At 58.1% G+C, this 15,658-nt stretch carries 17 protein-coding genes; 8 read left to right on the plus strand and 9 right to left on the minus strand.

All coding sequences use genetic code 11. The features are described from left to right. Positions 1-271: 271 nt before the first annotated feature. The 5 genes from Mag101_RS00990 (at position 272) to Mag101_RS01010 (ending at position 3,829) form a co-directional block, all read left to right on the plus strand. Positions 272-994 (plus strand): TorF family putative porin, encoded by a 723-nt coding sequence (locus tag Mag101_RS00990; RefSeq protein WP_077399551.1) that lies wholly within the window; start codon positions 272-274, stop codon positions 992-994. A 56-nt stretch (positions 995-1,050) separates the two neighbouring features. After that, complete coding sequence (locus Mag101_RS00995; RefSeq protein ID WP_010133725.1) at positions 1,051-1,389, plus strand: P-II family nitrogen regulator; 339 nt, start codon at positions 1,051-1,053, stop codon at positions 1,387-1,389. A gap of 91 nt (positions 1,390-1,480) precedes the next feature. Beyond that, positions 1,481-2,740: an ammonium transporter gene (locus Mag101_RS01000; protein WP_077399553.1), complete on the plus strand. Its 1,260-nt coding sequence runs from the start codon at positions 1,481-1,483 to the stop codon at positions 2,738-2,740. A gap of 115 nt (positions 2,741-2,855) precedes the next feature. Continuing rightward, entirely contained in the window at positions 2,856-3,194 is a 339-nt protein-coding gene (locus tag Mag101_RS01005) for a P-II family nitrogen regulator (protein ID WP_010133727.1), read from the plus strand. Between the two features lie 422 nt (positions 3,195-3,616). Next, a complete protein-coding gene (locus Mag101_RS01010; RefSeq protein ID WP_077399556.1) occupies positions 3,617-3,829 on the plus strand; it encodes a hypothetical protein in 213 nt (70 codons plus the stop codon). A 276-nt stretch (positions 3,830-4,105) separates the two neighbouring features. Here Mag101_RS01010 and Mag101_RS01015 read toward each other — a convergent pair whose 3' ends face one another. Genes Mag101_RS01015 through lptM form a run of 4 tightly spaced genes read right to left on the minus strand, consistent with a single transcriptional unit; the run spans position 4,106 to position 7,329 of the window. Beyond that, positions 4,106-4,867 (minus strand): DUF484 family protein, encoded by a 762-nt coding sequence (locus Mag101_RS01015; protein WP_198040041.1) that lies wholly within the window; start codon positions 4,865-4,867, stop codon positions 4,106-4,108. Between the two features lie 59 nt (positions 4,868-4,926). Continuing rightward, entirely contained in the window at positions 4,927-5,757 is an 831-nt protein-coding gene (gene dapF / locus Mag101_RS01020; RefSeq protein ID WP_077399559.1) for a diaminopimelate epimerase, read from the minus strand. A 46-nt stretch (positions 5,758-5,803) separates the two neighbouring features. Beyond that, positions 5,804-7,063 carry a diaminopimelate decarboxylase gene (gene lysA / locus Mag101_RS01025; RefSeq protein ID WP_077399562.1) on the minus strand — a complete coding sequence of 420 codons (1,260 nt, stop codon included), beginning with the start codon at positions 7,061-7,063 and terminating at the stop codon, positions 5,804-5,806. After that, the gene (lptM, locus tag Mag101_RS01030) at positions 7,060-7,329 is read right to left on the minus strand and encodes an LPS translocon maturation chaperone LptM (RefSeq protein WP_077399564.1); all 270 of its coding nucleotides are present in this window, start codon (positions 7,327-7,329) and stop codon (positions 7,060-7,062) included. The genes lysA and lptM overlap by 4 nt, the downstream gene beginning before the upstream one ends. A gap of 102 nt (positions 7,330-7,431) precedes the next feature. Between lptM and cyaY the strand changes: the two genes are divergently transcribed. Continuing rightward, positions 7,432-7,764 (plus strand): iron donor protein CyaY, encoded by a 333-nt coding sequence (gene cyaY / locus Mag101_RS01035; protein WP_077407960.1) that lies wholly within the window; start codon positions 7,432-7,434, stop codon positions 7,762-7,764. 28 nt (positions 7,765-7,792) lie between these two features. Here cyaY and Mag101_RS01040 read toward each other — a convergent pair whose 3' ends face one another. Together Mag101_RS01040 and argH are read right to left on the minus strand one after the other, a co-directional pair. Beyond that, the gene (locus Mag101_RS01040; RefSeq protein WP_077399567.1) at positions 7,793-8,776 is read right to left on the minus strand and encodes a glycerophosphodiester phosphodiesterase family protein; all 984 of its coding nucleotides are present in this window, start codon (positions 8,774-8,776) and stop codon (positions 7,793-7,795) included. A 121-nt stretch (positions 8,777-8,897) separates the two neighbouring features. Then, positions 8,898-10,310, minus strand: coding sequence for an argininosuccinate lyase (argH, locus tag Mag101_RS01045; protein WP_077399569.1), 1,413 nt, complete (start codon positions 10,308-10,310; stop codon positions 8,898-8,900). Between the two features lie 98 nt (positions 10,311-10,408). Between argH and Mag101_RS01050 the strand changes: the two genes are divergently transcribed. After that, the gene (locus Mag101_RS01050) at positions 10,409-11,680 is read left to right on the plus strand and encodes a sensor histidine kinase (RefSeq protein WP_077399572.1); all 1,272 of its coding nucleotides are present in this window, start codon (positions 10,409-10,411) and stop codon (positions 11,678-11,680) included. Beyond that, a complete protein-coding gene (locus Mag101_RS01055; RefSeq protein WP_157520080.1) occupies positions 11,677-12,435 on the plus strand; it encodes a LytR/AlgR family response regulator transcription factor in 759 nt (252 codons plus the stop codon). Before Mag101_RS01050 ends, Mag101_RS01055 begins: the two co-directional genes overlap by 4 nt. A 37-nt stretch (positions 12,436-12,472) precedes the next feature. Here Mag101_RS01055 and Mag101_RS01060 read toward each other — a convergent pair whose 3' ends face one another. Genes Mag101_RS01060 through Mag101_RS01070 form a run of 3 tightly spaced genes read right to left on the minus strand, consistent with a single transcriptional unit; the run spans position 12,473 to position 15,573 of the window. After that, positions 12,473-14,161 (minus strand): amidohydrolase, encoded by a 1,689-nt coding sequence (locus Mag101_RS01060; protein ID WP_077399574.1) that lies wholly within the window; start codon positions 14,159-14,161, stop codon positions 12,473-12,475. Positions 14,162-14,193: 32 nt separating this feature from the next. Further along, on the minus strand, positions 14,194-14,811 hold the full coding sequence (locus tag Mag101_RS01065; RefSeq protein WP_077399577.1) for a LysE family translocator: 618 nt from the start codon (positions 14,809-14,811) through the stop codon (positions 14,194-14,196). Positions 14,812-14,826: 15 nt separating this feature from the next. Next, on the minus strand, positions 14,827-15,573 hold the full coding sequence (locus tag Mag101_RS01070; RefSeq protein WP_077407963.1) for an SDR family oxidoreductase: 747 nt from the start codon (positions 15,571-15,573) through the stop codon (positions 14,827-14,829). Between the last annotated feature and the right edge of the window lie 85 nt (positions 15,574-15,658).

Below are 15,658 nucleotides of genomic sequence, written 5' to 3' on the forward strand. Positions count from 1 at the left end.
TTTTTGCGCAGTGGTGTGAGGCGGTCGTGGCGATTTCTGTGAAAAATGTCCAGATATGAATCTAACTTATTGATTTATATAAGCTTTTAAAAGTTGGCACTAACTCTGCAAGTAGTCTCAGCGAATCGCCCTGGTAACGAAGGCAGGGAACAGGTCTTCTTGTGAAGCACCCGGGCGAGAGCGGTAAGTGTCGTCTCCCCGACGTTGTCAGTGCCGCTACATAAAAAATACAAAACAAATATTTCACACAGAGATCTAGGAGAACCTAAAAGTGGGATTCAATAAAAAAGTTGCAGCAATCGTATCCGGTAGCGTTCTGGCGATGGCTATTTCCAGCGCCGCTACTGCCGAAGAATCTGGCCCCAGCTTCAGCGCCAATGTTGGTGTTGTTACCGACTACCGTTTCCGCGGTATCTCTCAGACCGACAGCAACCCTGCTGTTCAGGCTGGTGTAGATCTGGACCTGGGCAACGGTTTTTACGCAGGTACCTGGGCTTCCCAGGTTGACTTCGCTTACGGCGCTGACGAAACCGATTTCGAGCAGGACTTCTACGGCGGTTACGCTGGTGAAACTGCCGGCGGTGTTGGCTACGACGTTGGCTACATCTACTACGCCTACCACGGTAGCGATCAGGACGAAGATTATCAGGAAGTTTACGGTAGCCTGAGCTTCGGCGACGCTTCTGTTGGTTTCGCTTACTCCGACGACTACTGGCTGCAGAGCGGTGCGTTCTACTACCTGAACGCTGGCTACTCTTTCAGCCTGGCCAACGATATTTCCCTGGATCTGAGCGCTGGCCTGAACCTGTTTGACGAAGAAATCTTCCTGAACGGTTCCGATTCTTACATCGACTACTCCGTATCTGTAGGTAAAGAGTTCGGCGGCCTGGCCCTGAGCGCTTCCCTGGTTGGTACCGACGTAAGCGACGAAGAGTGCTTCCTGACCGATTGGTGTGAACCGACCGTTCTGGCTGGTGCTTCTTACAGCTGGTAACAGCAACAAAAATGAGCCCGCTCTTTGAGTGGGCTTAATTATTTAGGGGGGAGACCATGAAACTGGTAACCGCAATTATTAAACCTTTCAAGCTCGACGCAGTGCGCGATTCCCTGGCAGAAGCCGGCGTAAGTGGCATTACCGTGAGTGAAGTAAAAGGTTTTGGGCGGCAGAAAGGACATACCGAGCTCTATCGTGGAGCGGAGTACGTAGTGGATTTTCTGCCCAAAACCATGCTGCAAATTGCCGTTGAAGACAGCCAGGTGGATGCTGTGCTGGAAGCGATTGGTAAAGCAGCGCAAAGCGGCAAGATCGGCGACGGCAAGATCTTTGTTGCAAACCTCGAGCAGGCAATCCGCATTCGTACCGGCGAGTCCGGTGCAGAAGCGATCTAATTAATAGAACAGATTGCCAAAACGATTCTTTGATCAATAGACAACAACTGCCGGGGTAACCCGGACTAGTTTGGGTTAAACGGAGCGAAAAATGGAAAATCAAATTTTTCAGTTGCAGTACGCAATTGATACATTTTATTTCCTCGTGTGTGGTGCACTGGTTATGTGGATGGCAGCGGGCTTTGCCATGCTGGAAGCAGGCCTGGTGCGTTCTAAGAACACCACCGAGATTCTTACTAAAAACGTAGCGTTGTTCGCGATTGCGTGCACCATGTACCTGATCAGCGGTTACGCGATCATGTACGGCGGCGGCTGGCTGCTGAGCGGCATCGAGGCCTTCAGCCTTACCGATGTTCTGACTGCATCTGCTGAGAACGGTTTCGAAGGCGATTCCGTGTACTCCGGTGCTTCCGACTTCTTCTTCCAGGTTGTGTTCGTTGCTACTGCAATGTCCATCGTATCTGGTGCGGTTGCCGAGCGCATGAAGCTGTGGAGCTTCCTGATCTTCGCAGTTGCTCTGACTGGTTTCATCTACCCGCTGGAAGGTAACTGGACCTGGGGCGGTGGCGATGTATTCGGCCTGTACAACCTGGGCGACCTGGGCTTCTCCGACTTCGCCGGTTCCGGCATCGTACACATGGCTGGTGCCGCTGCTGCTCTGGCTGGCGTACTGCTGCTGGGTGCACGTAAAGGCAAATACGGCAAGAACGGCGAAATCTACGCGATTCCTGGCGCCAACCTGCCGCTGGCTACCCTGGGTACCTTCATCCTGTGGATGGGCTGGTTCGGTTTCAACGGCGGTTCCGTACTGAAGCTGGGTGATGCTGCAAGCGCGCACTCTGTTGCATTGGTATTCCTGAACACCAACGCCGCTGCTGCGGGTGGTGCTGTTGCCGCTCTGATTACTGGCCGCATCCTGTTCGGTAAAGCCGACCTGACCATGCTGCTGAACGGCGCACTGGCTGGCCTGGTAGCGATCACCGCTGAACCTTCTACCCCGACTCCTCTGCAGGCGACTCTGTTCGGTGCTCTGGGTGGCATCCTGGTAGTCTTCTCCATCATCACTCTGGACAAGCTGCGCATCGACGATCCTGTTGGCGCCATCTCCGTGCACGGTGTTGTTGGTCTGCTGGGTCTGCTGCTGGTACCGGTTACCAACGATGGCTCTTCCTTCAGCGGTCAGCTGATCGGCGCTGCCACCATCTTTGGCTGGGTATTCTCTGCCTCCTTCGTAGTCTGGTACGCCCTGAAGCTCATCACCGGTATCCGTGTTACCGAAGAAGAAGAGCAACAAGGTGTTGACTTGGCCGAGTGCGGAATGGAAGCTTATCCGGAATTTACTAGCAAGTAATTGCTCTTAAAGAAGGCCGTCGATACTTGGACTTCAAATATCGACGGCAGTAAGGAATCTTCCGGTACCGGTTTTTGGGCCGGTACCCGCAAGAAACATAATTAGGGGATAAGTCATGAAATTGATTACGGCTGTTGTAAAGCCATTCAAACTGGACGACGTGCGCACCGCGCTGTCTGAAGTGGGCGTGCAGGGCATGACCGTGACCGAGGTGAAGGGCTTTGGCCGTCAGAAAGGTCACACCGAGCTCTACCGTGGCGCTGAATACGTCGTAGATTTCCTGCCCAAGGTTAAGCTGGAACTCGCGGTTGGCGACGACATGGTAGATAGCGCTGTAGAAGCCATCACCAAAGCGGCGCAAACCGGCAAGATCGGTGACGGCAAAATCTTTATCACTGCGCTCGAAGAAGTAATCCGTATTCGTACCGGCGAAACCGGCAGCGAAGCGGTCTGATCAAAGAATCGGACACAGTGTTTTATGAGCCCCGCATTGCGGGGCTTTTTTGTGCGTGAAAGAAAAGTTGGGTAGGCGTGTGTTGCCTGGCGGATTAAACGTTTTGCCGCCGTCGGTGACGTCGTAATTGTGGCGTCGAAAAAAGCATAACCAACAGCAATAAATCGGGCAAAAAACGCACAAAAAAACTCTACCGGAAAAGGGAACCTTTTCTGGCAGGCTGCTTGGACACTGCCTATAAATATTTCGCCGCAGGTAATCTTCTGCTTGGCGAGTTTTATTTGCTGTTTTTCCCGCGTGAGTTTTTTACTGGCGGGAGAAAAGGCAAAGTTGCCGCCAAACGATGACGCATGTCGGAGGTGTGCTGTGGCAGCAGGGGTATTCCCTCTGTAACAGGGGTATCAAGTTACAGGGTAATTGACATGAAAGACGACCAGTCCAGCGCTCGAACGAAAGACAATGAGGATTTCGCCGAAGAGCGCACGCTTTCCTCCCGCCAGCGGGCCCGCAGTCAACTGAGTGCCGAAGTCGAGGCATTCCTCGCCAGAGGCGGCGCCATCGATGAGGTGGAGCCGGATGTAACTGCAGACCCACCGCGCAAGCCGCAGCCGAAGTACGGTAGTCGGCCGATCTAAGCGCGCTGGAACAGGAAATACTGGGTGCCGGTTCGGCCGGCAAGACGACAGATTGAAGGGGCTTTCCCACCGATTGAATGCGTCACCCCGGCCCGTGCCGGGGTCCAGTTCTTCACCGAACTCGCCTCTCTCACTTCTCCCCGCGCATATCTCCTCAGTTCACTCGCTTCCCTTCAAATACTTGTTGCGCAGGCCTACAGGCAGCCCTGCGGTTGCGTGGCGTGCGGGTGGCCAAGTGGTTGAAGCTAGGGTTGAAGCTATGAGGGGCTAGCGGGATTAGCTGCGCGCCAGCAGGTCAGGCAGCAGACGCTCGAGAACTTCACCGATATACGACAGGAACAGGGTGCCCAAGCTGGAGCGGTAGTGATTGGGGTCGCTGGAGCCCACGGCGAGGATTCCCAGTTGGCCCGCCAGTGGTACCACCGCCGCCGACGCCACCTTGTCAGACTCATCGCCGAACAGGTAGGCGGTTTCAGAGGGGCGCAGGGTGCCGCACACGGTGCGACCATTGCGCAGAATGGAGCCGATGGAATTTTCCGCACTGACGCGACTGCTGGTGCGTACCTGACCGAGGTGTTTACCGGAACCGGGCAGGGGGCCAAATACGGTTAGTGAGGTGGTTTCTACTTTGAAGTCATCGGCGAAGCTGCGTAGCAGTGCGTCGCCCGCTTCGCCCACGGTGCGCGCTTCCAGCAGTGCCAGCACCAGTTGGCGGCTGTGCATAAACAGCTGGTCATTGTCCCGTGCGGCCTGCAGCAGCTGGTCTAGGCGCTGGCGCATTTCGATATTGCGCTCGCGCAGCAGGTTGGTCTGGTGTGTCATCAGCGACACGGTCTTGCCGGACTCTTTCGGCAGCTGGATGGTCTCCAGCAATTCCATATTCTCGGCAAAAAAGGTGGGGTTCTGGATCAGGTAGCGGGCCACCTGCCGCGACAGCAGCTTTTTGTTGCGCTGGTTTTCGCTGTCGGCCGCTTCCTGTTTGTCCAGGTTGGCTTCGACTTCGCTATCGAGCAGTGGGGCGTCGCTGTGATCGGTCATGTTCGGGTTCGTTATGTTTGCTCGTTGTCGCAGTCACTGCGCCCTAACCGTATGCCGGCTCAGAGAATGATCTGGCCGTGGTACACGGATGCAGTAGGTCCGGTCATGGTAACCGGCTCGCCGGGCCCCGGCCAGTGAATCGTCAGGGTGCCGCCGGGCAGGGTGATCTGTACCTCGTCGTCCACCAGCCCGCGCAGTCGTGCTGACACCATCGCGGCGCAGGCGCCGGTGCCGCACGCGCGGGTCTCGCCGACACCGCGCTCAAACACGCGCAGACGCGCTTTGCCGCGCTCCTCGATCTGCAAAAAGCCTACGTTAACGCGGGCCGGGAAGCGGGGGTGGCTTTCAATGGCAGCCCCGAGGCTGTCGACCGGTGCCTTGGTGACGTCGTCCACCAGCAGCACCGCGTGCGGGTTGCCCATGGAAACGGCGCCGACGTTATAGGTTTCACCATCGACTTCCAGCGGGTACGACTCTGCCTGAATATCCGCCTGAAACGGTACGTCGGAGGGCTCCAGCACCGGCGCGCCCATGTCGACGCTCACCTGGTCCTTTTCCTGCACCTTGAGTTCGAGGATGCCCGCGGCGGTTTCTACCAGGATGTGTTCTTTGCTGGTGAGGCGACGGTCGCGCACGAAACGGGCAAAGCAGCGCGCTCCGTTACCACAGTTTTCCACTTCGCTGCCGTCGGCGTTGTAAATGCGATAGCGGAAATCCACATCCGGATTGCGCGGAGCTTCCACCAGCAACAGCTGATCGCAGCCGATACCGGTGTGCCGGTCAGCGATCTGGCGGACTTTTTCCGGCGACAATTTCACCCGCTGGGTGATGCCGTCGACCATGACAAAGTCATTGCCGAGTCCGTGCATTTTGGTGAATTTGAGCCGCATCTACTGTGTTTCCTGTCCGTCTATTCCGTCTGCTCTAGTTGTTCGCTTACTGGTCGTCTTTGGCCGGCACGGTGGATTCCCCGCGCACCAGGTCCGCCAGAGTTTCGCGCGCGCGCACCAGATAGGTCTTGTCGCCGTCTACCAGTACTTCCGCGGCACGGGTACGCGAGTTGTAGTTGGAGCTCATGGTAAAGCCGTACGCGCCCGCCGACAGCATGGCCAGCAACTGGCCCTCTTCGAGCGCCAGTGGGCGGTGCTTGCCGAGGAAGTCGCCGGTTTCACACACCGGACCAACGATATCCCAGCTCTCGGTGTCGCCGTTGGACGGGGTTACCGCAACGATATCCTGCCACGCCTGGTAAAGCGCCGGGCGCAGGTTGTCGTTCATGGCGGCATCGACGATAGCAAAATTATGCTCTTCGGTGCGCTTAAGGAACTCCACTTTGGTCAGCAGTGCGCCGCCGTTGGCAGCAATGGAGCGCCCGGGTTCCAGTACCAGTTCCAGGTCGCGGCCAGCGAGGCGCTCTTTTACCGCACCGAGGTAATCGCTCACTTGTGGCGGCTCTTCACCACGGTAGCGTACGCCCAGGCCACCGCCCAGGTCCAAATGCTTCAGCTTGGTACCGTCTTCGGCGAGCTCATCGATCAGTACCAGCAGGCGGTCGAGGGCGTCGAGGAAGGGAGCAAGCTCGGTCAGCTGGGAGCCGATATGGCAGTCCACACCCACTGCATTGAGACTTTGTGAATCCGCAATGCGCGCGTAAACCGCGCGTGCGCGCTCGATGGCGATGCCGAATTTGTTTTCTTTCAGGCCGGTGGAAATGTAGGGGTGGGTATTCGCATCCACGTCCGGGTTCACCCGCAGGGAGACCGGCGCCGTCACGCCCATTTCGGCGGCGACTGCTTCCAGGCGGTCCAGCTCGGATTCCGACTCGACGTTAAAGCAGTGCACACCGACCGACAGCGCGCGGCGCATTTCGTCGGCGGTCTTGCCTACTCCGGAGAAAACGACTTTGGCCGGATCGCCGCCGGCCATCAGGACGCGCTCCAGCTCACCGGCAGACACGATGTCAAAACCGGCCCCCAGTTGCGCCAGTACCGACAGAATACCCAGGTTACTGTTGGCCTTGATGGCGTAGCAGATCAGCCCCGGGTGATCACCCAGTGCATCGGCGTAGGCCTGGTACTGGCGCTCGTAGTGCGCGCGGCTGTACACATAGGTGGGAGTGCCAAACTGTTCGGCAATCTGCTCGAGGCTGACGCCCTCGGCCCACAGGCTTCCCTGCTGATAGTGAAAATCGCTCATTTGGATACTGCTTCCGCTTCCGTGTGTTGCTGATGGTTGTCTTGTTCTTGTTGTGCGGAATCGGTTTTGCTCCGCTTCTCCTCACTACTGCTCGCGGGCTGCCCGTGACTATGACCGCCGGTGGTCATCCCGGACGCTCTGGGTGCGCCGGTTGCGCCGGGTGCAGCCGGATCTTGCGGCAGGTAGAGCGGGCCCTTCTGGCCGCAGGCGCCAAGTGTCGCGGAAAGCGCGACGATGGCGGTCAGTGAAATCAGCTGTGTGCGCATTGGGTATACCTGCCGCCGTGACGCGGGACGAGAAGACCAGAAAAGCCTGCTAGTATAGCGACCCTCGCTCTAATGCAACACAGTAACAAAAGTAACCGAATTATGACCCAGGCCGCCTCCCAAGCCAGCTACAACGCCGCCATCGAAGAAACCCTGATTGCGATCGAAGATGCGCTGGATAACTGCGATGTGGATATGGATTACGAGCGCGCGGATGCGGTGCTCACCATTGTGCTCGAAGACAACGGCACCCAGGTGATTCTGTCGCGCCAGAGTGCGGTGCAGGAGTTGTGGGTGGCGGCGCGCTCCGGTGGCTACCACCTGAGTTTCGAAAATCCCGGCTGGAAGTGCACCACCACCGGTGAAGACCTGCCGGCCTTGCTGGACCGGGTATTGACCGAGCAGCAGGGGAGTGCGGTCGCCCTCGGCCTTTGAAGGGCGACACTCTATTTTTAGTGCTGTTTCAGTGTTGTGAAGTGAACTTGGTTTTCGCGTAAGGCCCGATTACCTCAATCTTCTCGACCCACAGCGCACCGCGATAATCCGCGGACAGAAAGTCCAGTTCCTGCGGTTTATAGATTCCATGCATGGCGCGCCCGCGTCCGGCAAAGTCTAATGCCATCACCAGCGCGCCGGCGTCGTCCATACGCTGCATAAAGCGGTTCGGCCAACCCCACAGTGCCCACTCCCAGGTATTCGGAACCACGATGGCACCGTTGCGGCAGGCCGCGGGAATATGCCCGCTCCAGCCGAGCAGTAAATAGCGGTAGCTGCAGGTCTGCACACTCTCGCGACTAAATCCCCAGGCGTCGGGCCGCAGTGCGCGCACTTTTTGCATCACCCTTTCACTACCGTAAACCAGCAGCGGGCCTTTGGGTGGTAACTGGCGTTCGCGCAAATACTTGTCCAGCAATATGACTTCCTGCGGCTGGTTGCTTTTGATGTTCACCAGAAACCGCTTGTCAGGAAATGTGCGATAGACCTCTTCGAGTGTTGGTATCAGGCCCACCCCCTTGCCGCGAAACGGAAATGTTTTGCCACCGTCGGCGGTGTAGCCGTAGCCAATATCCAGCGTTTTCAGGTAGCTCATCGGGTAGTCGCGGGTAGTCCCTTTGCCTTCGGTGCGGCAATCGATGGTCCAGTCGTGGAACACCGCGAACTCACCATCGGTGGTGGGGTGTACATCGATCTCGACAATATTCGCACCGGCTTCGAACGCCGCGCGCATGGAGCGGATGGTGTTTTCCAGGTAATCATGCTCGGGTTCAAACACCCGAATCGCGGTGCAATCGTCGCGGCCCAAATTTTCCTTGCTGTAGGTTTGGTAGACGCCGCGGTGGGAAATCAGTGTGGGATCTCTCGGTGGCGCCTGCGCGAGCCAGGAGGCATTGGTCAGGTAAATGGCGATGGCAAATGCGGCCACGCCAAGCAACAGGATTTTGCGCATAGAAGGACTCTCCTTGTTATTGGAGAGAGTCTAGCTGGTCACGGAAATTGCAAAGTGGCGCAGGGAGGGATGAATTGTGGCAAATGATGGCAGCGGGCCGGGCGGCCCACTGCCAGGCGGGTTAGCGCGTTGCGATCAGTGCGCGGGCGCGTTCACAGGCCGCGCGCACCTGATTCGGCGCGGTACCGCCGATATGATCGCGGGCGGCGACGGAGCCTTCCAGAGTCAGCACGTCGAATACGTCGTCGCCAATCACATCGGAGAACTTCTGCAGTTCGGCGAGGCTGAGATCGGCGAGGTCGCAGTCTTTGTCGATGGCGAAAGCTACGGACTGGCCGACAATTTCGTGGGCATCGCGGAAGGCCACGCCTTTGCGCACCAGGTAATCGGCGAGGTCGGTGGCGGTGGAGAAGCCCTTGCCGGCTGCGGCCAGCATGTTTTGTTTCTTCGGTTTCAGCGCCGGCGCCATATCGGCAAAAGCACGCAGGCAGTCGAGCGCGGTGTCGGCAGCGTCGAACAGCGGCTCTTTGTCTTCCTGGTTGTCCTTGTTGTAGGCCAGCGGCTGGCTTTTCATCAGGGTCAGCAGGGCAATCAGGTGACCGTTTACACGGCCGGTCTTGCCGCGCACCAGCTCCGGCACATCCGGGTTTTTCTTCTGCGGCATGATCGAGGAGCCGGTGCAGAAACGGTCCGGGAGGTCGATAAAGTCGAACTGGCTGGAAGTCCACAGTACCAGCTCTTCACTGGCGCGGGACAGGTGGGTCAGCAGCAGCGCAGAGAAGGCGCAGAATTCGATGGCGAAATCGCGGTCGCTCACGGAATCCAGCGAATTTTCGGTGGGTGCATCAAAGCCCAGCAGCTCGGCGGTGCGCGCGCGGTTAATCGGGTAGCTGGTACCGGCGAGCGCGGCTGCACCCAGCGGTGAGCGGTTCACGCGCTTGCGGCAGTCCATCAGGCGCTCGAAGTCGCGAGTCAGCATTTCGTTCCAGGCCAGCAGGTGGTGGCCAAAGGTTACCGGCTGTGCGGACTGCAAGTGGGTGAAGCCCGGCATAATGGTGTCGGCTTCCTGCTCGGCCAGGTTCACCAGGCCGGTCTGCAGTCGGGTCAGTTCGGCGGCGATCTGGTCGATACGGTTGCGCAGCCACAGGCGGATATCGGTGGCCACCTGGTCGTTGCGCGAGCGGCCGGTGTGCAGCTTCTTGCCGGTGGCACCGATGCGGTCGGTCAGGCGGGCTTCGATGTTCATGTGCACATCTTCCAGCTCCACCGACCAGGGGAAGTCACCGGATTCGATCTCCTCGGCGATATCCTTGAGGCCGCCGGCGATCTGCTGGAATTCATCGGCGGTGAGTACACCTACTTCCGACAGCATCTGCGCATGCGCCAGAGAGCCCTGAATGTCTTCCAGAGCCATACGCTGATCGAACATGACCGAGGCAGTGAAGCGCTCCACGAAAGCATCGGTGGCTTCACTGAAGCGGCCGCCCCAGAGCTTGGCTGCGGGATTGTTGGTGGATGCGTTGTCGTTACTCATGCTGCCTCTGGTCGAATGTGCGTTGGTGTATGGAAGTCGATCCGGGATGGCGGTATCTTCACCACTATAGAGCGAGTCCAGAATAAAGATAACGTGGTATGAAATCTTCCCGGCCCGCGCAAGCGGCGGGCATTATAGCGCAGCAAATTCGTAAAATTGCCCCCAAAGGCAAAGATTCTGCGTGTCTGGATCCTGGCAATTCGGATGCTCCCCAATATCCTCATTTCCTCCCCGACCTGTGCAGTGTGACCGGTGTAACTGCTCTGGTTCTGATGGGCGAGCTGTTGGCTTTGGTGCTGGTGCTCGCCACCGATGGTGTCCACCCGTTTAACTGGCAGCGCCTGGGGCTGGTGTCGCTTACGGTGCAGTGGGTGATCCTGCCTGCCGCCGCCATTCTGTGCCGCCTGCGTCCGTTCCTGGCACAACTTACTCACAAGCTCGCCGCTGCGCTCAGTTACTGCGCGGTGCTTGCGGTGCTGTTGCTGGTGCTGCTTGGCCAGCACTGGTGGGCGGCGGACATGGCGAGTACCTCTATCGATTGGCTGTCGCTACTGGCGAATTTCCTGGTGGGCGCTATCTGCGCGGGAGTGGTGTTGCGCTACGCCTATGTGCAACAGCAGTTGCACAACCAGCAGCAGGCCGAACTCGGCGCGCGTATCGAGGCGTTGCAGTCGCGCATTCGCCCGCACTTCCTGTTTAACAGTATGAACAGCCTCGCCAGCCTGATTGCGGTGGACGCAGAGCGTGCAGAAAAGCTGGTGGAGGATTTGTCCGCGCTGTTTCGCGCATCACTGGCGGACTCGAAAATGGTACCGCTGGAGCAGGAAATTGCGCTGGCAAAACGCTATCTGGAAATTGAGTCCCTGCGCCTCGGGGATCGCCTGCAACAGGAGTGGCAGGTCGATGTTGTGAGTGATGGCCTACAGGTGCCGTCGATGTTGTTGCAGCCGTTACTGGAGAACGCTGTGCTGCACGGTGTAGCGCGCTTGCGCGGTGGCGGTGCGATAAAAATCTCTGTGTGCGAGCAGCAAGGTGCTCGTCAAAATGTCATTGGCAGTGAGGTACGCGAACTGCTATTGTCGATTCATAATCCAGTTGCAGAAGCTAACACTGAGAGTGCACGCAACCGCAATGCCCATCTTGATCCACACGATGGCAACGGTATGGCGATGGAAAATATTCGCCAGCGTCTCAGCGCGTTTTACGGCAATCGCTTCCGCTTTAGCGCGGAGCAGAAAGGTGGCGTCTACCAAGTAGAACTACACCTGCCGATGAACGCGGAAGTGGAAACCAGATCAACTCAGCCAGTGCATGCACCGGCCCGGAGCGAGCGACCTCAAGCTAGCGCTCGAGACGAGGTGGCGTTGTGAATGTCGCCGAACGCCCTCTGGGAGTGCTGATCGTCGATGACGAGCCACTGGCGCGGGCCAGACTGGCCCGACAGTTGCAGAGTATTGATGGTTGCCAACTGCTGGGAGAAGCTGCCGATGGGGAAAGCGCGTTACAACAGCTGGATTCACTCGACCCGGACCTGCTGTTACTGGATATCGAAATGCCCGGAGAAAACGGGCTTCAACTCGCCAACCAAATCTCCAACCGTCCCAATCCACCCGCGATCATATTCTGCACCGCCCACGACGAATTTGCGCTCCCTGCCTTTGCGGTTGCTGCATCGGGTTACCTGCTCAAGCCCGTCAATGTGGAGCAACTTGCACAGGCGATTGCCCAGGCGCGAAGACTGAGCAAGCCGCAACTGCTGGAGCGCACCGCGGAACCCGCGCAAGCAACGGGTGGCCGTCGCCAGATCAAGGCGGTGAGTCGCCGCGGTGTACAGCTGCTCAATATCGAAGACATCCGCTGTTTTGTCGCGGAAGATAAATACGTGATTGCCCACCACAGTGCCGGCGAGACATTGCTGGATGAATCGCTAAAGGAACTGGAAGCGGAATTTGGCCAGCGCTTTGTGCGGGTACACCGCAATACCATTGTCGCCAAGATGCATATCACTGGTCTGCACAAAGAGGGCGACGGCTACCGGGTAACCCTGACGGGCTGTGCCCACCGCCCGGTAGTTTCGCGCCGCTTGCTCGCCAGTATCAAGGCGCTGCTTACGGAAATGGCCTGAATCTGAGATGGTTTGAATGTGAGATGTCTGGAAAGGCTTAGCGCCTGCCGGCAATCCAGGTCTCCAGTACCCGAATATCCCGCCAGTTTTGCGCCGGCGTCTGCAGTGGATTTTTATCCACAATCGCCAGGTCCGCATACTTACCGACTTCCAGCGAACCGATCTCTCGTTCCATCCCCAGTTGCCAAGCGCCGTTGATGGTCATGGACTGCAATGCCTGTAGCGGGGTAATTGCTTCATGGCTACCAATTGGGGTGCCGGCGCGGGACATGCGGGTGATGGCAGTCTGCATCAGGCTAAACGGTTCGGCCGGGAACATCGGGCTGTCCGCGTGCAGGGTTGGGTACATGCCGAAATCAAACGCGGTTTTTACCGGCAGAATTTGTTCGGTGCGCGCGGGGCCCAGCAAACTCTCTTTTAACGCATCGCCGTAATAGTAGAGATGGTTGATATGGAAGCTGGGGGTGATTCCCAGCTTGGCCATTGGTGCGAGCGTTGCGCGGTCGACTAAAAGACCGTGCTCCAGCCGGTGGCGTCTGCCAATAAATGCTGCGCGTTCGCGCGCGTCCAGCGCGTCGAATTCCCGCTGCAGCAGTTGGACAAATTCTTGCGCGGCGCGGTCGCCCTGCACATGGGTGGCGGTTTGCCAGCCGCGGGCATTTTTATCGCGCAGCTGTGTGCGGAAGGACTCTTCGGTAATCACCGCCTCACCGTGACTGCCGTGGCCAATGCCTAACTGCTCGCTCAGCGCGCTATTGCGATAGGGCTGCTCCACCATCATGGTGCCGCTGTAGGGTGAGCCGTCGTACCAGAATTTGGCGCCGAGTACGCGGAAGAAATCGCTGTCGAAATCCGGTTTTCCGTCCAGCTTGGACAGGTTCTCACCGCGATAGTAAAAGAACTGGCGAATACGCGGCGCGAAGTTTTCGCTGGCGGCCCAGCGTGCCAACCATGCCGGAACATTGAAGCCGAGGGAAGCCACGCTGGTGAAACCCGCAGCCCGCAGGTCATCCAGGCGCGCCTGGTATGCCGCCGCGACTCTGAGTGGTTTTTTGTGCACTGCGGTAAACGGCTCCATGGCTTCCTTTTCCACCAGCATGCCATTCAAGCGCCCGTCTTCGTCCCGCCCGAAATAGGAGCCTTCACCGGGCGGCGGTGTGCTTTCATCGATTCCGGCGGCGGTCAGCGCGGCAGAATTTACCCAGGCGGTGTGCAGGTTTGCCGCGAGAATAAATACCGGGTTGTGGGGTGCCAGCGCGTCCAGCTGTGCGCGGTCGGGTGTTTGCAGGTCCGCAAGCAGAATCGGATCCAGCCCCATGGCATAGACCCACTCGCCGCGCGGAGTGTTGGCGACCTCATTCTCGAGAGCTTGCCAGGCTTCTGCTGCCGAGGCATGGGTAAAGCCGCTCATGTCGAGAAAGTTGCGGAACACGGCGCTGATGGCGGGGTGCTCGTGGGCGGCAACAAAGCCGGGAAGTAGTGTTTTGCCTGCGAGGTCGACGGTTTCGGTATCGGTGCTGGCCAGCGCCTGGATTTCTTGGGTGCTGCCGACAGCGAGGATTCGGCCTTCGCTGACCGCAATTGCCTCGGCGATGGTGTTGTTCTCGTCCAGCGTGATCACGGTGCCGTTGACGAAAATGCGGTCGGCTTTATCGGAACTTGAACAGGCACAAATCAATGCGCCGAACATAATAAGCAGAAAGCGTAGAAGATTCGTGTAGTGCATTTTTATTCTTATTGTTACTGCTGTCGTTTAACTCAGTTACCGCGTGCGGCCATCCAGATGCCACTGCCGATTAATGTGGCGCCACCGATATAATTAAATAGCCGGCTTTCAGCGCGGTTTTTCAATATCGCCTGTGCGCGCACCGTGGCCCACGCGTAGGTCAACATAACACCGCCTACCGCCAGGGTAACAACGACGAAAATGATAATGGTGTCTATCACGGTAATTTCCTTGATGGGCAGGAACGCGGGGAAAAAACTCAGGTAAAACAGGATCGCCTTGGGGTTACCCAGCGTCGTCGTCAGGCCCAGCAACCAGCTGGAGGCGAGCGAACTTTGCTTTGGCGTTGCGTTTACTTCCGCCGTGCCGCGTGCGCGCAACAGGCTGAGGCCAAGCCAGATCAGATACGCAGCGCCTACATATTTCAGGATCACAAAGGCATTGCCCATCACATCAGCAATATAGGCAAGGCCGGACAGGCACAGGGCGATAAAGACATAATCGCCGAATACAATACCAATTGTGGTGACCAAGCCATGCAGCATGCCGCCACTGGCCGAACGCGCCATTACCGCAAAGGTACCCGGACCGGGAATCGCCGCCAGCACGATCATGGCGCCGAACAGGGCGAGGGTGTTAACGAATGTCATAAATACTGTTCCTGTTTAGCAGCCGCCGGTCACGTCAACAAAGGTACCGGTGCTATAGGCCGCCTGTTCGCTGAGTAGCCAGGCGATGGCTGCGGCCACTTCTGTATCTTTGCCGCCGCGCCCGAGGGGAATCTGCGGCGCAAGGCGCGCAATACGCTCCGGCTCCCCACCGTCCGCATGCATTTCGGTGTGGATAAAACCCGGACGCACGCCGTTTACCCGAATGCCCTCTTTGGCCACCTCTTTGCTTAGGCCAATGGTGAGAGTGTCCACGGCACCTTTGCTGGCTGCGTAATCGATATATTCATTGGGTGAGCCGCTGCGCGCGGCACCGGAGGAAACATTGACGATGGCGCCGCCGGTGCCGCCGCGCAGTGTGGACATACGGCGCACCGCCTCGCGGCAGCAAAGCAGGGTGCCGATTACATTGGTTTGCAGTATCTGATTGATGCGCGTTGCGGTCATATCTTCCAGTCGCGACTGGGTCAGCAGCATGCCAGCATTGTTTACCAGTGCGCTCAGTCGGCCCAGTTGCTGGTCCACTTCCCGGAACAGCCGTTCAACGTCGGCCTCTAAAGAGATATCGGCCTGAACGGCAATCGCATTTGCACCCAGTGCCCGGCATTTTTCCACGATACGATGCGCGTCCGCTTCACGGATGCGGTAGCTGATGCAGAGGTCGTAGCCCTGCCCGGCAAGTAAAGTGGCGGTGGCTGCACCGATACCGCGGCTGCCACCGGTAACCAGGGCGATGGGTCTCACGAGAGCATCATTCAGTTCCTGGAATTTCACTGTGAACTTCTCGTGAGGTGGAGGAGGGGCGGGAGCCTATTGGATGGCTCCCGCC

Origin of the sequence: Microbulbifer agarilyticus (genome assembly GCF_001999945.1) — a bacterium.
GTDB classification, from domain to species: domain Bacteria; phylum Pseudomonadota; class Gammaproteobacteria; order Pseudomonadales; family Cellvibrionaceae; genus Microbulbifer; species Microbulbifer agarilyticus_A.